Here is a 22,993-nt window from a genome sequence, read left to right as displayed (position 1 = left end):
TCAAACTTTGGTGTTAGCCCCATTTTCTTCTTACGCTAACCTTAGCTCTCAACGAAGGGGGTCAAATTGTGCTAAGAGATTTATTCGTGAAAAAGAAAAAGTACGCTGCAATACCTTCAGAACAAGTACGAAAAGATGTACCAGATGGCGTTATGACAAAATGTCCGGAATGTAAAAAAATCATGTATACGAAAGAACTTCTAAAAAATTTAAAAGTATGTGTGAATTGTGGATATCATCATCCTATGAATGCATGGGAACGTCTTGATAGTATATTGGACGAAGGGTCATTCCGTGAGTATGACAAAGAAATGGTTTCATTAAATCCACTCGAGTTTCCAGGTTATGAAGAGAAACTAGAGAGCGATCGTAAGAAGACTGAATTGAACGAAGCGGTTGTAACTGGTGAAGGAACAATTGATGACATGCTTGTTGTTGTTGCAGTAATGGATTCTCGTTTTCGAATGGGGAGCATGGGCTCTGTGGTAGGAGAAAAAATCGCCCGTGCGGTTGAAAAGGCGTACGACTTACAAGTTCCATTTATTATCTTTACTGCTTCGGGTGGTGCCCGTATGCAAGAAGGTATATTAAGTTTAATGCAAATGGCAAAAACAAGCGTAGCTTTGAAAAAGCATAGTAATGCAGGAGGATTATTTATTTCTGTTATGACTCACCCAACGACGGGCGGGGTTTCAGCGAGTTTCGCTTCACTTGGTGATTATAATCTTGCAGAACCAGGTGCACTTATCGGATTTGCTGGTAGACGTGTAATTGAACAAACGGTGCGTGAGAAACTACCAGAAGATTTCCAAACAGCAGAATTCTTACTAGATCATGGTCAATTAGATGCGGTGGTGCATCGTGATGATATGAGAGAATCACTTCGCAAGATTTTAGAAGTTCATCAAGGAGGGGAAATGGCTGTATGGCAGAGCTAGAATTTGAAAAACCAGTTGTTGAGCTAAGAAATAAGATTCGTGAACTGAAAGACTATACGAAAAACAGCCAGATGGACTTCAGTGAGGAGATTCGTATTTTGGAAGAAAAGCTAGAAAATTTAGAGGAAGATATATACGGCAATCTGAAAGTATGGGACCGTGTTCAAATTGCTCGTCATGCAGAACGACCGACAACGCTCGATTATATTGAGCACTTATTTACTGATTTTTTCGAATGTCATGGAGATCGTCTATTTGGCGATGATGCAGCGATTGTCGGCGGCATTGCGAAATATAAAGGGATGCCTGTAACTGTAATTGGGCATCAGCGCGGAAAAGATACGAAAGAAAATATTCGCCGTAACTTTGGAATGCCTCATCCAGAAGGATATCGAAAAGCATTACGTTTAATGAAGCAGGCGGAAAAGTTCAATCGTCCTATTATTTGTTTTATTGATACAAAAGGAGCTTATCCTGGTAAGGCTGCTGAAGAACGTGGTCAAAGTGAAGCTATCGCCCGCAATTTATTTGAAATGGCAGGTTTAACGGTACCTGTTATTTGTATCGTTATCGGCGAAGGTGGTAGTGGTGGTGCGTTAGGCCTTGGAGTTGGAGATTACATTCATATGCTAGAAAATTCCACTTATTCTGTTATTACACCAGAGGGTGCAGCGGCAATTCTTTGGAAAGATGCAGGAAAAGCAAAGGAAGCTGCAGAGGCAATGAAAATTACAGCAGCAGATTTGAAAGAATTAGGTGTAATTGACGAAATTATTCCAGAAACAAGAGGTGGAGCTCACCGTAATATTTTGAAACAGTCAGAAAATATAGACTTAATGATTCGGAAAACTTTTGAACAATTAAACGGAATTTCGAAAGATGAATTAATCGAGAAACGTTATGAAAAATATATGAAAATTGGGCAAGTTTCGTTTTCAAACGCTTCCATTTGGATAAAATAAGAAAAGCGTGCGTTCCACTTCGCGAATGCACGTTTTTATTATGAAAAGACACATCTTCTCCATTGTATTTTTATATTTTTTCGTGTTATTTTATTATAAGGCAAATAATCTTTATGAGGTGAGTACAAATGAAACGTATTGGTGTATTAACAAGTGGTGGAGATTCACCTGGTATGAATGCTGCCATTCGTGCAGTTGTTCGTAAAGCGATTTTCCATGATATTGAAGTATATGGTATTTACCATGGATACGCTGGATTAATTTCTGGTCACATTGAAAAATTAGAACTTGGTTCTGTTGGCGATATTATCCACCGCGGTGGTACAAAATTATATACAGCAAGATGTCCTGAGTTTAAAGATCCAGAAGTACGACTAAAAGGTATCGAGCAATTAAAGAAACACGGTATCGAAGGACTTGTTGTTATTGGTGGAGATGGTTCTTACCAAGGCGCTAAAAAATTAACTGAACAAGGATTCCCATGTGTTGGTGTACCAGGTACAATCGACAATGATATCCCTGGAACAGACTTCACAATTGGTTTCGATACAGCTTTAAACACTGTTATTGATGCAATTGATAAAATTCGTGACACAGCTACATCTCATGAACGTACATATGTTATCGAAGTAATGGGACGTCATGCTGGTGATATTGCATTATGGGCTGGTTTAGCTGATGGTGCGGAAACAATCTTAATTCCAGAAGAAGAGTATGACATGGATGATGTTATCGCTCGTCTGAAGCGTGGTAGTGAACGTGGTAAAAAACACAGTATTATCGTTGTAGCTGAGGGTGTTGGAAGTGCAATTGACATCGGTAAGCACATTGAAGAAGCAACAAACTTTGATACTCGTGTAACTGTATTAGGTCACGTACAACGTGGTGGATCGCCAAGTGCACAAGACCGTGTATTAGCAAGTCGTCTTGGCGCAAGAGCAGTTGAATTATTGATTGCTGGTAAAGGCGGACGTTGTGTAGGTATTCAAGATAACAAACTTGTTGATCATGACATTATCGAAGCGTTAGCTCAAAAGCATACAATCGATAAAGATATGTATCAATTATCTAAAGAATTATCCATCTAATCGGCGTAATGTCAGATATTTGGGAACGGTTTCATAATTTTCGGAGGTGCAATATGCGTAAAACTAAAATTGTATGTACTATAGGTCCTGCTAGTGAAAGTATTGAAAAATTAGAGCAATTAATCGAAGCAGGTATGAACGTTGCTCGTTTAAACTTCTCTCATGGTAGCCATGAAGAGCACGGAGCTCGTATTAAAAACATTCGTGAAGCTTCAAAGAAAACTGGTAAAACAGTTGGTATCTTACTTGATACAAAAGGTCCAGAAATCCGTACTCACGACTTCGTAGACGGACAAGCTGAGCTTGTAACAGGTGCAGAAGTAGTTCTTTCTACTGAGCAAGTATTAGGTACTGCAGAGAAGTTCTCTGTATCTTATGCTGGTCTTTATGACGATGTAGACCCAGGTTCTCGCATTCTAATCGATGACGGTCTTATCGAACTAGAAGTAATCGAAAAAGCTGACGGAAACATCCGTACAAAAGTTCTTAACAGCGGAACTGTAAAAAATAAAAAAGGTGTTAACGTACCAAACGTAAGCATTAAGCTTCCTGGTATCACTGAAAAAGACGTAAAAGATATCATCTTCGGTATCGAGCAAAAAGTTGATTTCATCGCAGCTTCATTCGTACGTAAAGCGTCTGACGTATTAGAAATCCGTGAATTATTAGAAGAGCATAACGCTCAATACATCCAAATCGTACCAAAAATCGAAAACCAAGAAGGTATCGACAACATCGATTCAATCTTAGAAGTTTCTGACGGTTTAATGGTAGCTCGTGGTGACATGGGTGTGGAAATTCCACCAGAAGAAGTACCATTAGTACAAAAACGTCTAATTAAAAAATGTAACGTGTTAGGTAAACCGGTTATTACTGCAACACAAATGTTAGATTCTATGCAACGTAACCCACGTCCAACTCGTGCGGAAGCAAGTGACGTAGCTAACGCAATCTTTGATGGTACAGATGCAATCATGCTTTCAGGTGAAACAGCTGCTGGACAATACCCAGTAGAAGCAGTAACAATGATGGCTAACATTGCGGTACGTGTTGAAAAATCATTACAATATGAAGATATGTTCAAAAAACGTATTAAAGAGTTCACTCCAACAATTACAGATGCAATTAGCCAATCTGTTGCGCATACAGCACTTGCTCTTGATGTAGCTGCAATCGTAGCTCCAACAGAAAGTGGATATACTGCAAAAATGATCTCTAAATACCGTCCAAAATCTCCAATCGTAGCTGTAACATCTGACGAGCAAGTAGGACGTCGTCTTGCACTTGTTTGGGGTGTACAAGCATTTATGGCTGAGGAGCGCGCGGCTTCAACTGACGAAATGTTAGATACAGCAATTCAAACAGGTATGGATGCAGGTCTAATCGGACTTGGAGATACTGTAGTGATTACTGCTGGTGTACCAGTTGCTGAAACTGGTACAACAAACTTAATGAAAATCCACGTTGTTGGTGAAGAAATTGCTAAAGGACAAGGAATCGGTCGTAAAGCTGCAAAAGGTAAAGTGGTTGTAGCAAAAACAGCTGCTGAAGCTGTAGCGAACGTAAACGAAGGTGATATCCTTGTTACAACAAGCACTGATAAAGATATGATTCCTGCCATCGAAAAAGCTGCGGCTTTAGTTGTAGAAGAAGGTGGCTTAACAAGCCATGCAGCTGTTGTAGGCGTATCAATCGGTATTCCTGTTATCGTTGGTGTAAACGGCGTAACAGCAACTTTAAAAAATGGCCAAGAAGTAACAGTTGATGCAGCACGCGGAATTGTTTATAATGGACATGCGGAAGTGCTATAAGTAATACAGAGAGAAGGATCGGAGTCCTTCTCTTTTTTTTACACAAAAACGAGATAGAATTAGCTTAAAGCGCCTAGGATTGCTTTTAAAAGCTGTTTGTTATGGGTTTTAATATGAAAGGGTATCTATATTTCATATGATGTATGTAGGCGTTGTGAGGGCATTAAAAGTGAGTTGTGAGAGAGGTGTAGAACTATGAAGTGGTTACTATTCTTGTTTATTTTAATACCGGCGATTGAGATTACGGTCTTAATTGGATCAAGCCATGTAATAGGTTTATGGTCTACGTTCGCTATGATTGTATTTACAGGTGTTGTAGGTGTGTATTTGGCGAAAAGACAAGGGTTTAAAGTGCTTAGAGAGATTCAATCTAAGTTGAATAGAGGGGAAATGCCAGGTGAGGCAGTACTAGATGGTATTTTTGTATTTGTAGGAGGCGTTCTCTTGGTGCTTCCTGGGTATGTGACAGATGTGCTAGGGTTTATCTGCGTGATTCCTATTACGAGAGCTTTATTGAAGCCTCTTGTTATGAAGTGGATGGAATGGAAATTTAGAAAGAACTCTACTATTATCATTCAGAAATAGCACTTAGATTGTAGAAATCTAAGTGCTATTTCTTGTCTTGTAAGAGGAGAAGAACTTTTTGATTGAAGCTTTGCTTTACCTCGCTATTTGTGGGGGATTTCTACCTCAAAGCTGGGCTGCTTGTAAGTGTCTGATGTGGGGTGAATGATGAGTGGGGATGAACAAAACGTCCGCTTATTATATTTGTTATATAATTTTCGTTTGAACTCTTGTTGTACTTCGATTAAACTTGTGATTTTTTAGTGCTATTTATTTAGATGAATAAGATGGAGGGGAGTGCTGTTAAATTAAAGTTTTGCTTTTGTATATAAAGGGACGATTGGTGTAAAGAATTCATATAAAAAGGCGTAAATTGTTAGTTGAATTCTTATTTTATGCTGTTTTGTATATTTATTCATTTACATAAAAGGTAATAAATGTAAATAATAATTATAAAATAAATAGAATAAATATGTAAAAACACCACGAAATATGCGTTTTTTATGCAAAAAAATAAGAGAATTATCTTTTTTGAGTGCAATTCTCTTGTTTTATGTAATGAGTATGAAAAATAAGTACAAGGAATAATCAGTGGGAATTTCCCACTGATTACATGTAAGTTTTTTGTTGTGTATGAATTAGAAACTATTATTTTGAAGGTGAACCTTTAATATATTTCCACAAGTCATGGAAGACATTAGCTTTGTGTAATGTATTAAGTAGTACTAAGGTGACTGGACCGATGATTAACCCTAAAAAGCCAAAAAGTTTAAAGCCGACAAATAGAGCGACGAGTGTTGCTAATGGATCGAGACCGATGTTAGATGAAAGTACTTTCGGCTCCATAATTTGTCTTTGGACAATCACGACGATGTATAAAATGAGAAGACCAATGGCGAATGCGGTATCGCCAGTGAAAAATACGTATATAACCCATGGAACAAAGACTGCGCCTGTTCCTAAATATGGTAGTAAATCTACAACCCCTGTAATAATCGCGATAGTAATGGCGTATGGTACGCGTAATATTAAAAGCCCGATTAGTACAATGACAGTTGTCATAGATACGAGTGTAAGTTGTGCTTTCACAAAACCAAACAAAGCTTTTCTTAAGTCGACAAAAATAGTTTTTCCATAGCCATGTACACGATTCGGTAGCAATTTTCTTGCTTTCTGAGCAAGACGGTGCCAATCGTAACTAATGAAGAAAGTGGCTAATAAAATGAATACAAGGACAGTTAAAGTTGTTGGCAGTGCACTAATGAAATTCGTTAACCCGCTTATAATGGTGGTTAAAAGTTCTTTCATTTGTGTTGTCGCTTCTGTTCCTAAGTTTTGAATGTTTTGTGTAATTGTATAGCGCTGTGGTTCTCCAAGATGATTAAATTTAGAGATTAAATCATCGTAGAGAGGCATAATATGATTAAGTGCAAATTGCTGAGCGAATGTAACGATATCTGGAAACTTTACTGTAACAAGTTGTAGTAAGTATGTTGTGGCAGATATTGCTTCAGTCACAAGATATGTAACAAGTCCAACGATAGCTCCAAATACGAGAATTAAGCTAACGAGTACTGCTAGTGCGCGAGGAAATTGTAGTTTTTGATTAAGGAAATTGACGACAGGATTAATCAAATAAGCAAATGCAAAAGCGATAATAAAAGGATAGATAAGCCCTGATATGTATAGTAATACATAGAACCCAGCTACCGTTGCTACAATGACAAATATGAGTCGTAATATCATATATAGTAAGTTTCGGTTCAAAGATGTATACCTCCCATTCCGATTTGGATTATCCTAATTCGTTCAACTTATAACGAGTGTGCCCCACTGATTAAAGTTTCACTTTACCCCGCATTAACGGGCAGTAAAGCTCCTATCAAAAGTGCGGCTGGATCAAAGGAGTTAGATGGCGATAAACTGCCCGTAAAAGCCCGATTGGTTCAACTAATAATCAGTGGAAAATGCCCCACTGATTAAAGTTTCACTTTATGTTATAGTGGAATGATGGATTTTTCCTGCTTTTTCAGTATGTGAGTGACTGTGAAAGCTTGGTGTTGATGCTTCTACTATATGGTAAAAACTTCATTTTCTCTTCTTTTTATTTTACCTGTTTCTAATTAGAAAAGAAAGAAGAGACGCCCGTTTTTAAAAATGTATACATGCTTAAATTTTGATGGTGAAAGTCTCAGTTTGTCATTTTAAAATACATAAAAAATGAAGTGATTCATGTTGAATAGGCATCGATATATCATGTATAACGATAGGTTTAAAGGTATTTTTGTTTGGAAATGAGTTCATTATTTTCAGAAAGGAAGTGCAAACATGATTAGTCAGTCAACGTTATTTTTATTCATACTACTTATTATCGGACTTATTGCTAAAAACCAATCGCTTACTGTAGCTATTGGTGTGTTATTTTTATTGAAGTTTACATTTTTAGGAGATAAGGTCTTTCCTTATTTACAAACGAAAGGAATTAATCTAGGTGTAACGGTCATTACAATAGCGGTGCTCGTACCGATTGCGACGGGGGAAATAGGTTTTAAACAACTTGGAGAAGCGGCGAAATCTTATTATGCGTGGATTGCTTTAGCTTCAGGTGTAGCAGTCGCTTTGTTAGCGAAAGGCGGCGTACAATTGTTGACAACGGATCCTCACATTACAACTGCGCTTGTTTTTGGGACAATTATAGCGGTTGCGCTATTTAATGGGGTTGCTGTTGGTCCGTTAATTGGGGCTGGAATTGCCTATGCGGTTATGAGTATTATACAAATGTTTAAATAAGGAATTTTATAGTAATATAAAATTTTTGAATTCTTTCTGTTCACAAAAGTCAGATAATTGTTTATAATAGGATTAGAAACTTTGAAAAGTTACATAACAGCAGAGACTTTACACCAGATAAAATAAAAACAACATAAAACAATTTTATAATGATATTGTTTTATGTTGTTTTTATCATAAAACTCTTCGGAATGTATTTTCCTCACTAACTTGTTGTTTTGAGCGTGAGGATTCGGGGAGACATTCACGCTCATGCTTTCCATGTAGACAATGGACAATAAGAGGGGAACATCGCAACAAATTTGCATGATCGTGCATTTTGCTTGCCTAAAGAGTGAACGGGCGTTCATAATTCATAGGGGGAGCAAATAGATATAAGGAGCAAGGTTGGGAGAATTTTCAGGAAAAGGAGAGAATGTCATGACTGTTATTCGAGGTTTAGAAGGGGTAGTAGCAACAACATCATCTGTGAGCTCTATTATTGATGATACATTAACTTATGTTGGGTATAATATTGATGATTTAGCTGAGAATGCTACGTTTGAAGAAGTAGTGTACTTATTATGGCACCGCAAGCTTCCTAATGAAAAAGAACTAGCGGAATTTAATGAAATTGTATCTGAATACTATAAAGTTCCAAGTGAGATTTTAACATATTTAAAACAAGTAGATTTAAAAGTTGCACATCCGATGTCTGTTTTACGAACTGCAATTTCCATGCTATCATTATACGATGAGAGCGCTGAAATTATGGATGAAAAGTCCAATTATTTGAAAGCGGTTAAATTACAGGCGCAAGTCGGAACTTTAGTTGCTGCTTACGCGAGAATCCGTAAAGGTTTAGATATTGTTGAGCCAAGAAAGGATTTATCATTAGCTGCAAACTTCTTGTACATGTTAAATGATCGCGAGCCAAATGAAGTTGAAATTGAAGCTTTTGATAAGGCGCTTGTACTTCATGCAGATCATGAGTTAAACGCTTCTACATTTACTGCACGTGTTTGCGTAGCTACACTTTCAGATGTATATTCTGGTATTACAGCAGCAATCGGTGCATTAAAAGGTCCTCTTCACGGTGGGGCAAATGAAAATGTAATGAAGATGTTAACTGAGATTGGTGAAGAAGAAAATGTAGAGTCATATATTCATAATGCTCTTCAAAATAAAGTGAAAATCATGGGCTTTGGCCACCGTGTGTATGAGCAGGGTGATCCACGTGCAAAACACTTACGTGAAATGTCTAAGAGATTATGCGTGCTTTTAGGAGAAGAGAAATGGTATAATATGTCTATCAAAATTGAAGACATTGTAACAAAAGAAAAAGGTCTTCCACCAAATGTTGATTTCTATTCAGCTTCTGTATACCATTGTTTAGGAATTGACCATGACTTATTTACACCTATTTTTGCAATTAGCCGTATGTCAGGCTGGTTAGCTCATATTCTAGAACAATATGAAAACAACCGTTTAATTCGTCCGCGTGCTGATTATAATGGACCAACGCATCAAGTGTATGTTCCAATTGCACAACGATAAGCGAATAACACTATTTTGATAGTGAAAATACGCTTTCAAAAGTCTGATTTTTTCGGAAAGATGTAATGATTAGAATATTTTAATTTGACTAACGGTTTGAACTGAGGGGTTATTCCCTCAGTTTCATACATATGAAATTTCAAACATGGGGGTTATCACATTGACGACAGGTGAAAAAATTACTGTAACTAATGGTGTTATGAATGTACCAAACAATCCGATTATTCCATTTATCGAGGGAGATGGAATTGGTCCTGATATTTGGGCAGCTGCATCTCGCGTACTAGAAGCAGCAGTTGAAAAAGCTTATGATGGTGAGAAGAAAATCGTTTGGAAAGAAGTGCTTGCAGGGGAAAAAGCATTCAACCAAACAGGCGAGTGGTTACCAGAAGAAACTTTAAACTTAATTCGTGAATATTTAATCGCGATTAAAGGTCCACTTACAACTCCAGTTGGCGGTGGTATTCGTTCTCTAAACGTAGCACTTCGTCAAGAATTAGATTTATATGTATGTCTACGTCCAGTTCGTTATTTTGAAGGTGTTCCTTCACCTGTAAAACGTCCGGAAGATACTGATATGGTTATTTTCCGTGAAAATACAGAAGACATTTATGCTGGAATTGAATATGCACAAGGATCTCCAGAAGCAGAAAAAATTCTTGCTTTCTTAAAAGAAGCAATGGGTGTTAATAAAATCCGCTTCCCAGAAACATCTGGTATTGGTATTAAGCCGATTTCAGAAGAAGGGACAAAGCGTCTTGTTCGTGCTGCAATTCAATATGCAATTAACGAAAAACGCTCTTCTGTTACATTAGTTCATAAAGGAAACATTATGAAATTTACAGAAGGTGCTTTCAAAAACTGGGGTTACGAAGTAGCGGAACAAGAATTCGGCGACAAAGTATTTACTTGGGCTGAATACGATCGTATTGTTGAAAAAGATGGTAAAGATGCAGCGAATAAAGCGATGGCAGACGCTGAAGTGGCTGGAAAAATCATCGTAAAAGATTCTATTGCAGACATCTTCTTACAACAAATTTTAACTCGTCCACGTGAGTTCGATGTTGTTGCAACAATGAACTTAAATGGTGACTATATCTCTGATGCACTTGCTGCACAAGTAGGTGGAATTGGTATTGCACCTGGTGCAAACATTAACTATGTGACTGGACATGCTATCTTTGAAGCTACACACGGTACAGCTCCAAAATATGCAGGTTTAGATAAAGTAAACCCATCTTCTGTTCTTCTTTCAGGTGTATTATTATTAGAACACTTAGGATGGAACGAAGCTGCGAAATTAGTAACTGCTTCTGTTGAGAAAACAATTGCTTCAAAAGTAGTAACTTATGATTTCGCACGCTTAATGGAAGGTGCAACAGAAGTGAAATGTTCTGAGTTCGCTAATGAACTTATTAAAAACATGGATGTAGCGATAATCAAAAACGCATAATTAAAGGGGGGGTAAATTATGACAATCAAACGCAAGAAGGTTTCAGTCATCGGTGCGGGATTTACAGGAGCAACAACGGCGTTCTTATTAGCACAAAAAGAACTTGCAGATGTTGTATTAGTGGACATTCCACAACTGGAAAATCCAACAAAAGGGAAAGCGTTAGATATGTTAGAAGCGAGCCCAGTACAAGGTTTTGATGCTAACATTATTGGAACATCTGATTACGCAGATACTGCTGATTCTGACGTTGTCGTTATTACAGCAGGTATTGCACGTAAGCCTGGTATGAGCCGTGATGACTTAGTAGCAACAAACTCTAAAATTATGAAAAGTATTACGCGCGACATTGCAAAACATTCACCAAATGCAATTATTGTTGTGTTAACAAATCCAGTTGATGCAATGACATATTCTGTATTTAAAGAAGCAGGATTCCCGAAAGAGCGTGTAATCGGCCAATCGGGTGTATTAGATACAGCTCGTTTCCGTACATTCATCGCACAAGAATTAAATCTTTCTGTAAAAGACATTACAGGATTTGTTCTTGGCGGACACGGTGACGACATGGTACCTCTTGTGCGTTATTCTTATGCAGGCGGTATTCCGTTAGAAACGTTAATTCCGAAAGAGCGTTTAGAAGCAATTGTAGAACGTACACGTAAAGGTGGCGGTGAGATTGTAGGCTTATTAGGAAACGGTAGTGCATATTACGCACCAGCAGCTTCTTTAGTTGAAATGACAGAAGCGATTTTAAAAGATCAACGCCGTGTATTACCAGCTATTGCGTACCTTGAAGGTGAGTATGGTTATAGTGACCTTTACTTAGGGGTACCAGTAATTCTAGGTGGTAACGGAATTGAAAAAATTATTGAATTAGAACTTCTTGCAGATGAAAAAGAAGCGTTAGATCGCTCTGTAGAATCTGTACGTAACGTAATGAAAGTTCTTGTTTAATAATTGAATAGTAGTGAAAAAGATTCGGGATTCCGAATCTTTTTCTACTATTTACCGAATTGTTTTTTTGAAATAATATGAAAACGCTATCATTTGTAATATCCTATAATGAAACTGTAGATTTATACTATACATTGCCCTCATCATAGTAAATTTCGGATAAGGTATCGCTTTTAGTAGGATAATAAGGTGAAAAAATCGGAGGGGGTTGTAACATGTTAAAGAAAAAAGTTCAAATTGGTCGTAAAATGGATGAAATTACAGTAGGAGAGAAATTATCTATCACTGAAAAAATTGAGGATAAAGATTTGTTATTGTACTTAGGGTTAACGAATGATGCCAATCCATTATATATTCAGCATGATTACGCATCCCAAACTCCGTATGAAAAGCCGATTGTACCAAGCATTATGCTAACGGGAATGATTACAACGGCGGTTACGAAATATTTACCGGGTCCAGGAAGTCATATTACGAGAAAGGACCTTACATTCGTGAAACATGTTCACCATTATGAAACGTTACAAATCCACTTTGAAGTTGTGGCTGTTTCTGAGGAGGAACATACAATTGATATGCTTGTATCTGCTCATGATGAAAAAGGAGAAACTGTTGTGAAAGGTTCATTAACAGTAACGCCACCTTTTAAATCAGTCTCTATTATGGAAAAAGCATTAGATAATTTTTAAAAGATGAAAGTATGAATAGCGCTAGCATACCTTTAATAAGGATGATAGCGCTATTTTTAGTTGAAGAATCCTTCTTTGAACCCTTCAGCAAATTCTGAGCACCCCGTTTTAATCGTATCCCAGCTCGGTACGTTAAAAGTAAGGAAACATGTTACTACTAAAGTTAAAATAGGTAGTAATAGTCGCATAATAGAAACTCCTTATCTTTTATATTCGAATTATCAAATTAACAATATTCACTATATTATAATTTGATAATTTAAGTCAATGGAAGGAGTGATTCTTTAAGATGAGGTGGAAAAGAGAAGGTGTGATCTTTGAAACGGTAAGAGAAGCTGAAGTGTGGGCAGACGGGGTTGCGAATGAAATGTACGGGAGAGTATTTGATGGATATGAAACACCAGATTATAAAATAGCGTATGCTCTTTCGTTTTTTCTAGCACAAAATCAAGATTTTATAGTTCATACGGAAGTGAGCTTTAAAGAAGAGAGAGCAATCTATAAAGTTTGGCAAAATCCTGTGTAGTTGCAGGTGAAGCGTAATTACGTCTATTTTCTCAATTCTACACAAACGATCTCCATGAATAGACAATTATATTGAGAGGGACCTTATTTTCTAGTATGATGAGAATAACGGGGAAAATACTAGGATGAAGAAGGTTTCAAGTCTATAACTTGGAGGAAAAGAATGAACAATCGTATTTTAGTAGTTGATGATGAGGAATTTATCTTAACTTTAATTGAATTTAATTTACAACAAGCTGGGTTTGAAGTTATAACAGCGATGGATGGAGAAATGGCGCTTCAAAAAGCGACAACAGAACGCCCAGATTTAATTATATTAGATTTAATGCTTCCGAAAATGGATGGTATGGAAGTGTGTAAAGAATTACGATTGCAGCGCGTTATGACGCCGATTTTAATGTTAACGGCAAAAGATGATGAGTTTGATAAGGTGCTAGGCCTTGAACTTGGGGCAGATGATTATATGACGAAGCCATTTAGTCCAAGAGAAGTTGTTGCTCGTGTGAAGGCGATTTTGCGCCGTACGAAATTACAACAAGAAGAACAAGTTGCAGAAGCGCCAGATGAAGATAGCATCACAATTGCAGAACTTAAAATTTTACCGGAGTTTTATGAGGCTTATTTCCAAGGAAGAAAGCTTGAATTAACACCAAAAGAATTTGAACTACTTGTGTATCTTGCGAAAAATAAAAGTCGCGTGTTGACACGTGATCAATTATTAAGTGCTGTATGGAATTACGATTTTGCTGGTGATACACGAATTGTTGATGTTCATATTAGCCATTTGCGCGATAAAATTGAACAAAATACGAAAAAACCGACGTACATTAAAACGATACGTGGTTTAGGATATAAATTAGAGGAGCCAAAAGGGAATGAATAAATTTCGTTCCAGGCTTCTTTTTACATTTGTTTCTCTTATTGTATTTATTTTAGTTGGACTAGGTTTATTACTAGAAACTGTGTTTGAAAACTACTATATAGATCATGCTAAAGAGAGAATGGTAAAAGAGACGGAGTATGTTGCGACGTTAGCAGAAGAGCAAGGTTTTGATAATGTCTTAAAGAATCCATACGTATTTGAAAAGATAGAAGAAAAAATACCAGCTTCTATCGTATTTTTGGATGAAAAAAAGAAAGTTCAATATAGAAAAGGACAAGAATTGGCATTTAGTCCAGAGACGATTAAAGAACTTTCTTCGGAAGTGGCAAAACAACGAAGTAAAGTGATTACGAAAGAAACGGATCGAAAGAATGAATTTTATCATGCGGTGTTCGTTCAAGATGTAGAAGGAAAACAAGGATACATTTTGGTGAAAAGCACAATTGAGCCTTTGAAAGATGTTCACCAAAAAACGTGGGGATTATTAATTATCGGATTTGTCATTGCTTGTCTCGTAGTTGTATTTTTAGGTATGAAAATTACAGGGCAATATATTAGGCCAATTGAATCGGTTACGAAAGTTGCAATTGAATTGGCAAAGGGTAATTATAAAGCACGTGCATACGAAAGTCATTCGGATGAAACAGGAATGCTGAGTAAAGCGATTAATATTTTAGCTCGAAATTTACAAGAGATGACACTTGAACAAGAAATGCAGCAAGATCGTCTGCATACGTTAATTGAAAATATGGGAAGCGGAATGATTTTAATTGATAGCCGAGGATATATAAACCTTGTAAACCGCTCTTATAAGGAAACCTTCCACGTAACAGATGAAGAATATTTAGATCGCTTATATTATGAATCGTTTCATCATACAGAAATTATTGAGCTTGTAGAAGAAATCTTTATGACAGAAGTGAAAGTGCGTAAACAAATGTTATTGCCACTTGGAATTGAACGGAAGCATTTCGAAGTATATGGAGCGCCTATTATCGGGACAAACCATGAATGGAAAGGGATTGTTCTCGTATTCCATGATATAACAGAGTTAAAGAAATTAGAACAAATGAGAAAAGACTTTTTAGCGAATGTTTCTCATGAATTAAAGACACCGATTACTTCTATTAAAGGTTTTTCAGAAACACTCTTAGACGGAGCGATGGATAATAAAAAATTCTGCGAACATTTCTTGCACATTATTTTAAAAGAAAGTGAGCGCATGCAAGGATTAATAGAAGATTTATTAGATTTGTCAAAGATCGAACAACAAGGATTTAAATTAAATATGGGAACTGTTGACATGAAGGGGCTGCTTGAAGATATTCATATGGTGCTTGATAATAAAGCGGGAGAGAAAGAAATCTCTTTACAAGTGAATGTATTAAAACGAGCCTCTGTTATTGGAGATCCAAGTCGTTTGAAACAAATCTTTATTAATTTAATTAATAACGCAATCGTATATACACCGGCTGGAGGCGTTGTTTCAGTAGAGTTAGCGGAAGATAAATATAATGCTTATATAAAAGTATCGGATACTGGAATTGGTATTAGTAAAGAGGAAATTCCGCGTATTTTTGAACGTTTCTACCGGGTGGATAAAGCAAGAAGTAGAAATACTGGTGGTACCGGCCTTGGATTGTCGATCGTAAAGCATTTAGTTGAGGCGCATCAAGGTACGATTACAGTAGATAGTGAAGTTGGAGAAGGGACAACGTTTACAGTTGTTTTACCGAAATCAGCAACTGAAAAATAGGATGAAGGATGTTTACAATATATTAACAATGGCTTAATTAAATATTAATAAAGCTCTGTTAATATAATACATGAAAACCCCTTCATCCAAGGAGTAATTTTGGACGAGAATAGTTAAGCTGTTCTCGTCACTTCCCTTTATGCCAATATAAGTCTGTTTTATATATGAAAGAAAATAGCCGTTATTTTTCTTCTCTCTATTAGTCATGTTAATATAGAGAGAGGAAAGGAACGGTTTTTTTCTGTGAAAAAAATCATTTCAAATTTGTATGGGGAGGTTTCAATTTTGGAAAAAAAGGTCGTATTAGTAGATGGTAATAATATCGCGTATCGTGCTTTCTTTGCACTACCGCTTTTAAATAACGACAAAGGTATACATACGAACGCAATTTACGGTTTTACAATGATGTTAATGAGAATATTAGAGGAAGAAAAGCCAACTCATATGTTAGTGGCATTTGATGCAGGCAAAACAACGTTCCGTCATAAAACGTATAGTGAGTATAAAGGAGGACGTCAAAAGACTCCACCTGAATTATCAGAGCAGTTCCCGTTTATTCGTGAGATGCTGGATGCGTTCAATGTACCGCGTTATGAATTAGAAAATTATGAAGCGGATGACATCATGGGAACGTTAGCGAAAGAAGCAAGTGAGCAAGGGGCAAGTGTAAAAGTTATTTCAGGAGATAAAGATTTACTTCAACTCGTTTCTGATAACACGCTTGTATGTATTCCGCGAAAAGGGATTACAGAAGTGGATGAATATACGAAAGAAGCTTTATTTGAAAAATACAGCTTATCACCAAAGCAAATTATCGATATGAAAGGTTTAATGGGAGACCAGTCAGATAATATACCGGGTGTACCAGGAGTTGGTGAAAAAACGGCAATTAAATTGTTAACACAGTTTGGAACGGTTGAAGCGGTGTATGAAAATATAGATCAAGTAAGTGGGAAGAAATTAAAAGAAAAACTGGAAGAAAATAAAGAACAAGCTCTTATGAGTAAGGATCTTGCAACTATTATTACAGATGCGCCGATTACAGTTCATGTGGATGATATGGCGTATAAAGGATATGAAGCAAGTGATGTCATTCCAATGTTCGAGAGTTTAGGATTTACATCTCTTTTAAATAAATTAGGCGTTACGCCAGAAGAAACAGCTCCAGCTGAATTAGATGATATTACATTTGATATTGTGGAAGAAGTTACAGAAGAAATGCTTCAGCAAGATAGTGCGCTTATCGTTGAAGTACAAGAAGATAATTATCATAAAGCAGACATTCAAGGTTTCGGTATTCAAAATGAAAATGGATGTTACTTTATTCAGACAGACATTGCTCTTAAGTCAGATGCTTTTAAAGAGTGGCTTGCAGATGGAGAAATGAGAAAGCATACATTTGATGCGAAGCGTGCAATCGTTGCACTGAAATGGAATGGGATAGATATGCAAGGGATTGACTTCGATCTATTAATCGCTGCTTATTTACTTGACCCGGCTGATACAGATAAAGATTTCCGTACTGTAGCGAAAATGAAAGAAACGCATGCTGTGAAATCAGATGAAGAAGTTTACGGAAAAGGTGCGAAGCGTGCTGTTCCAGAGTTAGAGGTAGTAGCGGAGCATGTGGCTCGTAAAGTGCATGTATTATATGATATAAAGCAAACATTTGTGGAAGAGTTAAAGAAGAATGAGCAATATGAACTGTTTACAGAGTTAGAATTGCCGCTTGCGCGTGTATTAGCTGATATGGAAGTAAAGGGTGTAAAAGTTGATACAGATCGTCTTCGTAATATGGGGGAAGAACTTGCGGGTAGATTAAAGGAAATGGAACAGGAAATTTATAAGCTTGCGGGAACAGAATTTAATATTAATTCACCGAAACAGCTTGGTGTTATTTTGTTTGAGAACTTAAACTTACCGGTTATTAAAAAGACGAAAACAGGCTATTCTACGTCAGCTGATGTACTAGATAAGCTTATGAATCACCATGAAATTATTCCAAATATTTTACATTATCGTCAATTAGGGAAGCTAAATTCAACTTACATTGAAGGTTTACTGAAAGTTGTACATGAAGATTCATCTAAAATTCATACGCGCTTTAATCAAGTGTTAACGCAAACAGGTCGATTAAGTTCAACGGATCCGAACTTGCAAAATATCCCGATTCGATTAGAAGAAGGAAGAAAGATTCGTCAGGCATTTGTTCCATCAGAAGAAGGATGGATTATGTATGCAGCTGATTATTCACAAATCGAACTGCGTGTATTAGCTCATATTGCAAATGATAAAGGGCTAGTTGAAGCGTTCCAACATGACATGGATATTCATACGAAAACAGCTATGGATGTATTTGGCGTTGAAAAAGATGAAGTAACTTCAAATATGAGACGACAAGCGAAAGCTGTTAACTTCGGAATTGTGTATGGTATTAGTGATTATGGTCTTTCGCAAAACTTAGGAATTACAAGAAAAGCAGCAGCGGAATTTATTGAAAAGTATTTAGAAAGTTTCCCTGGTGTACAAGAATACATGGAGGACATCGTAAAAGATGCGAAACAAAAAGGGTATGTGGCTACATTATTAAATCGTCGCCGTTATATTCCAGAAATTACGAGTCGTAATTTCAACTTGCGTAGCTTCGCTGAACGTACAGCGATGAATACACCAATTCAAGGTACTGCAGCAGATATTATTAAAAAAGCGATGATTATTATGGCAGATCGTTTAGAAGAAGAAGGATTACAAGCGCGTCTTCTTCTGCAAGTACACGATGAATTAATATTTGAAGCACCAAAAGAAGAGATTCAAAAATTAGAGCAGCTTGTACCTGAAGTAATGGAACATGCAATTGAACTTGCAGTTCCGCTGAAAGTTGATTATTCTTACGGTCCAACTTGGTACGACGCAAAATAAGGAAGTGATGAAATGCCTGAATTACCAGAGGTTGAAAACGTCAGACGGACACTTGAAAATCTTGTAACAGGAAAAACGATTGAAGATGTTATTGTTACTTATCCAAAAATAGTGAAAAGACCGGATGATGCAGAAATCTTTAAAGAAACGCTAAAAGGCGAGAAGATTGAAAATATAAAGCGAAGAGGAAAGTTTTTGCTTTTATATGTAACGAATTATGTCATTGTTTCACATTTGCGTATGGAAGGTAAGTTTTTACTACATCAAGAGGATGAGCCAATTGATAAACATACGCACGTCCGTTTCTTATTTACAGATGGAACGGAATTACATTATAAAGATGTGAGAAAGTTTGGTACGATGCATCTCTTTAAGAAAGGTGAAGAAATGAACCAAATGCCTCTTGCTGACTTAGGTCCGGAGCCATTTGATGCTGAAATGACACCGCAGTATTTGCAAGAAAGATTGCAAAAGACAAATCGTAAAATAAAAGTTGTGCTACTGGACCAGCGTCTTTTAGTAGGGCTTGGAAACATATATGTAGATGAAGTTTTATTCCGTTCTCAAATTCATCCGGAACGAGAAGCTTCGTCTTTAACAGTAGAAGAAATTGAGCGAATTTATGAGGCTACAGTTACCACGCTAGGTGAAGCAGTAAAGCGTGGCGGAAGTACAATTCGGACGTATATCAACTCACAAGGGCAAATTGGTTCGTTCCAAGAACTCCTAAATGTATATGGGAAAAAAGGAGAGCCGTGCGTAACTTGTGGCACGATATTAGAAAAAACAGTTGTTGGCGGGCGAGGAACGCATTACTGCCCGATTTGTCAGCCTAGAATATAGAAAAGAGATAACATCGGATAGGCATTTGTCATATACATACAGCAGAGCTATGTATAAGGGAGGAGCTTACCGATGTACCTTTATTTATCTCTTATTTTATTAGCTTTTACATTAAGCTTAGACAGCTGTAGTGTAGGGCTAACATATGGTTTAAGAAGCGTAAGAATACCACTAAGATCAATAATAATTATCGGAATGTGTTCAGCGGCTGTTATGCTTGTTTCAATGGGAATTGGACATATGATCGCGAAAGTATTTTCACCTGTTATCGCAACGCGTATCGGTGGGCTTGTTCTTATTGGAATAGGGATTTGGGTATTATATCAATTTTTTCGAAGTGAGAAAAAAGAAGAACCGAAGCAAGAGGAGAAGGTCTGGAAATTAGAGATTGCCTCGCTAGGGCTAGTGATTCAAATTTTACGGAAACCGACTGTAGCAGATTTTGATAAATCAGGCACCATTTCTGCAGGAGAAGCATTGCTTCTTGGTATCGCTCTTTCTGTAGACTCATTTGGTGCCGGAATTGGTGCATCTTTATTAGGGTATGCACCCGCTATGATGGCGATATTAGTTGCAGTTATGAGTTCTTTGTTTTTATTTATTGGAATGAAACTTGGAACGGTTTTATCGAATATGAAGTGGTTACAAAAATTTACATTCCTGCCTGGAGTATTACTCATTATTATTGGAATTTGGAAAATGTAAGTATGGGCGTGGAACATTAGTTTCGCGCCTTTTATTATGAGGAGGATTATGATGACAGTAGTAATTGGATTAACAGGAGGCATTGCAAGCGGAAAAAGTACAGTATCTCAAATGTTTCGCGAGCTCAGTATACCAGTTATTGATGCAGATATTATTGCACGAGAAGTTGTAGAGCGAGGAAAACCAGCATATAACAAAATAGTAGAAGTATTTGGAACGGAAGTTTTACAAGAAGATGGAGAACTAAATCGTCCAAAAATAGGAAGTGTCGTTTTCTATAATGAAGAAAAACGATTGCAGTTAAATAAAATTGTTCATCCTGCAGTGCGTGAGGAAATGAATAGGAAAAAGGAAATGTACATAGAAGAAGGTATGCAAGCGGTTGTGTTAGATATTCCTCTCTTATTTGAAAGTAAATTAACAAGTCTCGTTGACCGCATTTTAGTTGTAGCGGTTAAGCCGCATACGCAATTAGAGCGTTTAATGAAACGAAATAACTTTTCAGAAGAAGAAGCAACAGTTCGTATTCAATCTCAAATGCCGTTAGAAGAAAAAGTGAAAAATGCAGATGAAGTGATAAATAATGATGGCACAATTATGGGAACGAAAACACAATTGCAGGTAATTTTAAAGAAGTGGAACATTATTGACTAAAAAATTGTGAAATTAATGAAAATGCTTAGTGACATATCTCCTTTTTGTGTTATACTATTATTGGGATTGGAGATAAATAGTATAACGCATTCAAGGGGGATAACATATTATGACTCGTGTGGCAATTAATGGATTTGGACGTATTGGGAGAATGGTATTTCGTCAAGCAATAAAAGAAAGCGCATTCGAAATTGTAGCAATCAATGCAAGCTATCCATCTGAAACGTTAGCACACTTAATTAAATATGATACAGTTCATGGCAAGTTTGACGGAACAGTAGAAGCATTTGAAGATCACTTATTAGTTGATGGAAAAATGATTCGCCTTTTAAACAACCGCGATCCAAAGGAATTGCCTTGGACAGATTTAGGTGTTGAAGTTGTAATTGAAGCAACTGGTAAATTTAATTCAAAAGAAAAAGCAATTCTTCACGTTGAAGCTGGAGCGAAAAAAGTTATTTTAACGGCGCCTGGTAAAAATGAAGATGTAACAATTGTAGTTGGTGTGAACGAAGACCAATTAGATATTACAAAACATACTGTTATTTCAAATGCATCTTGTACAACAAACTGTTTAGCGCCTGTTGTGAAGGTGTTAGATGAGCAGTTTGGAATTGAAAACGGTTTAATGACGACAGTTCACGCTTATACAAATGACCAAAAAAATATTGATAACCCACATAAAGATTTAAGAAGAGCACGTGCTTGCGGACAATCAATCATTCCGACAACGACAGGTGCTGCGAAAGCGCTAGCAAAAGTTCTTCCGCATTTAAACGGAAAACTTCATGGTATGGCACTTCGTGTACCAACACCAAACGTGTCTCTTGTTGACTTAGTAGTAGATGTAAAACGCGATGTGACAGTTGAAGCTATTAACGATGCATTCAAAACTGTTGCAAACGGTGCTTTAAAAGGTATTGTAGAATTCAGCGAAGAGCCTTTAGTATCTATCGACTTTAATACAAATACGCATTCAGCTATTATCGATGGTTTATCTACAATGGTAATGGGTGATCGTAAAGTGAAAGTACTTGCTTGGTATGATAACGAGTGGGGCTACTCTCGTCGTGTTGTAGATCTTGTAACGTTAGTTGTTGAAGAGTTAGCGAAACAAGAAAATGTGCAACACATTTAAGTGAATAAGGGAGGAGAGGGCAAGGCAATATTTGCCCTCTTTTTTTATTTTTTTCTGAAAAGGAAAAAAATTATATGAGTATATTTTAAAAAGTGGACATACCACGAAACGTTGTGATTACTGCATTTGTGAATCGTTTATTTTTTTTAGGGAAAAGTAAAGAGGAAAATATGACAGAAAATCGAAAAAACTGTTGTTGCAAAATGAAAATAAACAAAGTATACTAACACTCGTAAACTTAAGAGCTGAGGTACGTAGTCACTACTTAAAGGGTTAGGACCTCTCTGGACTAACTTTCCCCCGTGGTAGTGGAGCAAGCCAAATTGCAAATTAGTTTTCAATTCGAACAGTTAGAATAAATTTACAAGGGGGAACTGTAGAATGGATACTATGGATACGATGGGTCGTCACGTGATCGCTGAACTTTGGGATTGCGATTTCGACAAGCTTAATGACATGCCGTATATTGAACAATTATTTGTGGATGCAGCACTAAGAGCTGGTGCTGAAGTGCGTGAGGTTGCTTTCCATAAATTTGCACCACAAGGTGTAAGTGGAGTAGTAATTATCTCAGAATCACATTTAACAATTCATAGCTTTCCGGAGCACGGTTACGCGAGTATTGATGTTTATACTTGTGGGGATCGTATTGATCCAAATGTTGCTGCAGAATATATTGCAGAAGGTTTAAACGCGAAAACGCGTGAGAGCATCGAGCTTCCTCGAGGCACTGGTAGCTTCGAAATTAAGCAGAGAGAAACAAAAGCTCTTTAAAAAAGAAC

General features: G+C 36.9%; 21 protein-coding genes. 19 read left to right on the top strand and 2 right to left on the bottom strand.

Annotated features, from left to right (window positions below):
• Positions 1 to 68 precede the first annotated feature (68 nt).
• From accD to BAQ53_RS21735, 5 genes are all read left to right on the top strand, one after another.
• A complete protein-coding gene (accD, locus tag BAQ53_RS21755) occupies positions 69 to 938 on the top strand; it encodes an acetyl-CoA carboxylase, carboxyltransferase subunit beta (RefSeq protein ID WP_000942856.1) in 870 nt (289 codons plus the stop codon).
• Positions 926 to 1,900, top strand: coding sequence for an acetyl-CoA carboxylase carboxyl transferase subunit alpha (gene accA / locus BAQ53_RS21750; RefSeq protein ID WP_000818809.1), 975 nt, complete (start codon positions 926 to 928; stop codon positions 1,898 to 1,900). Before accD ends, accA begins: the two co-directional genes overlap by 13 nt.
• Before the next feature lie 128 nt (positions 1,901 to 2,028).
• Positions 2,029 to 2,988, top strand: coding sequence for a 6-phosphofructokinase (gene pfkA, locus BAQ53_RS21745; RefSeq protein WP_000821157.1), 960 nt, complete (start codon positions 2,029 to 2,031; stop codon positions 2,986 to 2,988).
• A 53-nt stretch (positions 2,989 to 3,041) separates the two neighbouring features.
• Positions 3,042 to 4,799, top strand: coding sequence for a pyruvate kinase (gene pyk, locus BAQ53_RS21740; RefSeq protein ID WP_001232670.1), 1,758 nt, complete (start codon positions 3,042 to 3,044; stop codon positions 4,797 to 4,799).
• 195 nt (positions 4,800 to 4,994) lie between these two features.
• On the top strand, positions 4,995 to 5,384 hold the full coding sequence (locus BAQ53_RS21735; RefSeq protein ID WP_000871639.1) for an FxsA family protein: 390 nt from the start codon (positions 4,995 to 4,997) through the stop codon (positions 5,382 to 5,384).
• A 627-nt stretch (positions 5,385 to 6,011) separates the two neighbouring features.
• Here BAQ53_RS21735 and ytvI read toward each other — a convergent pair.
• Complete coding sequence (gene ytvI / locus BAQ53_RS21730) at positions 6,012 to 7,130, bottom strand: sporulation integral membrane protein YtvI (protein WP_001081382.1); 1,119 nt, start codon at positions 7,128 to 7,130, stop codon at positions 6,012 to 6,014.
• Positions 7,131 to 7,691: 561 nt separating this feature from the next.
• Between ytvI and BAQ53_RS21725 the strand changes: the two genes are divergently transcribed.
• The 5 genes from BAQ53_RS21725 to BAQ53_RS21705 all read left to right on the top strand — a co-directional run bounded on the left by BAQ53_RS21725 (position 7,692) and on the right by BAQ53_RS21705 (position 12,788).
• Positions 7,692 to 8,153 (top strand): DUF441 domain-containing protein, encoded by a 462-nt coding sequence (locus tag BAQ53_RS21725; RefSeq protein WP_000625507.1) that lies wholly within the window; start codon positions 7,692 to 7,694, stop codon positions 8,151 to 8,153.
• Positions 8,154 to 8,540: 387 nt separating this feature from the next.
• On the top strand, positions 8,541 to 9,689 hold the full coding sequence (gene citZ / locus BAQ53_RS21720; protein ID WP_208906229.1) for a citrate synthase: 1,149 nt from the start codon (positions 8,541 to 8,543) through the stop codon (positions 9,687 to 9,689).
• A gap of 160 nt (positions 9,690 to 9,849) precedes the next feature.
• On the top strand, positions 9,850 to 11,142 hold the full coding sequence (gene icd, locus BAQ53_RS21715; RefSeq protein ID WP_208906228.1) for an NADP-dependent isocitrate dehydrogenase: 1,293 nt from the start codon (positions 9,850 to 9,852) through the stop codon (positions 11,140 to 11,142).
• 18 nt (positions 11,143 to 11,160) lie between these two features.
• Complete coding sequence (gene mdh / locus BAQ53_RS21710; RefSeq protein WP_000153232.1) at positions 11,161 to 12,099, top strand: malate dehydrogenase; 939 nt, start codon at positions 11,161 to 11,163, stop codon at positions 12,097 to 12,099.
• A 215-nt stretch (positions 12,100 to 12,314) separates the two neighbouring features.
• A complete protein-coding gene (locus BAQ53_RS21705) occupies positions 12,315 to 12,788 on the top strand; it encodes a MaoC family dehydratase (RefSeq protein ID WP_000914180.1) in 474 nt (157 codons plus the stop codon).
• Between the two features lie 56 nt (positions 12,789 to 12,844).
• Here BAQ53_RS21705 and BAQ53_RS26395 read toward each other — a convergent pair whose 3' ends face one another.
• Positions 12,845 to 12,976, bottom strand: coding sequence for a hypothetical protein (locus BAQ53_RS26395; RefSeq protein WP_001238014.1), 132 nt, complete (start codon positions 12,974 to 12,976; stop codon positions 12,845 to 12,847).
• A 101-nt stretch (positions 12,977 to 13,077) separates the two neighbouring features.
• Between BAQ53_RS26395 and BAQ53_RS21700 the strand changes: the two genes are divergently transcribed.
• From BAQ53_RS21700 to speD, 9 genes are all read left to right on the top strand, one after another.
• The gene (locus tag BAQ53_RS21700) at positions 13,078 to 13,314 is read left to right on the top strand and encodes a hypothetical protein (RefSeq protein WP_001267386.1); all 237 of its coding nucleotides are present in this window, start codon (positions 13,078 to 13,080) and stop codon (positions 13,312 to 13,314) included.
• 162 nt (positions 13,315 to 13,476) lie between these two features.
• The gene (gene phoP / locus BAQ53_RS21695; RefSeq protein WP_001065220.1) at positions 13,477 to 14,196 is read left to right on the top strand and encodes a two-component system response regulator PhoP; all 720 of its coding nucleotides are present in this window, start codon (positions 13,477 to 13,479) and stop codon (positions 14,194 to 14,196) included.
• Positions 14,189 to 15,952 (top strand): sensory box histidine kinase PhoR, encoded by a 1,764-nt coding sequence (phoR, locus tag BAQ53_RS21690; RefSeq protein WP_001032104.1) that lies wholly within the window; start codon positions 14,189 to 14,191, stop codon positions 15,950 to 15,952. Before phoP ends, phoR begins: the two co-directional genes overlap by 8 nt.
• 285 nt (positions 15,953 to 16,237) lie before the next feature.
• Entirely contained in the window at positions 16,238 to 18,871 is a 2,634-nt protein-coding gene (gene polA / locus BAQ53_RS21685) for a DNA polymerase I (RefSeq protein WP_000412800.1), read from the top strand.
• Between the two features lie 12 nt (positions 18,872 to 18,883).
• Entirely contained in the window at positions 18,884 to 19,714 is an 831-nt protein-coding gene (mutM, locus tag BAQ53_RS21680) for a DNA-formamidopyrimidine glycosylase (RefSeq protein WP_001114495.1), read from the top strand.
• Between the two features lie 72 nt (positions 19,715 to 19,786).
• Positions 19,787 to 20,419 carry a sporulation membrane protein YtaF gene (ytaF, locus tag BAQ53_RS21675; RefSeq protein WP_000281744.1) on the top strand — a complete coding sequence of 211 codons (633 nt, stop codon included), beginning with the start codon at positions 19,787 to 19,789 and terminating at the stop codon, positions 20,417 to 20,419.
• Positions 20,420 to 20,470: 51 nt separating this feature from the next.
• On the top strand, positions 20,471 to 21,073 hold the full coding sequence (coaE, locus tag BAQ53_RS21670; RefSeq protein WP_000219322.1) for a dephospho-CoA kinase: 603 nt from the start codon (positions 20,471 to 20,473) through the stop codon (positions 21,071 to 21,073).
• 109 nt (positions 21,074 to 21,182) lie between these two features.
• Complete coding sequence (locus BAQ53_RS21665; RefSeq protein WP_000198974.1) at positions 21,183 to 22,211, top strand: glyceraldehyde-3-phosphate dehydrogenase; 1,029 nt, start codon at positions 21,183 to 21,185, stop codon at positions 22,209 to 22,211.
• A gap of 390 nt (positions 22,212 to 22,601) precedes the next feature.
• On the top strand, positions 22,602 to 22,985 hold the full coding sequence (gene speD, locus BAQ53_RS21660; protein ID WP_002003660.1) for an adenosylmethionine decarboxylase: 384 nt from the start codon (positions 22,602 to 22,604) through the stop codon (positions 22,983 to 22,985).
• The last annotated feature ends 8 nt before the right edge of the window (positions 22,986 to 22,993 follow it).

The organism is Bacillus sp. B25(2016b) (genome assembly GCF_001679765.1).
In the GTDB taxonomy this organism is placed as follows: domain Bacteria; phylum Bacillota; class Bacilli; order Bacillales; family Bacillaceae_G; genus Bacillus_A; species Bacillus_A thuringiensis_K.
This window is presented reverse-complemented; position numbering and strand designations above follow the sequence as displayed.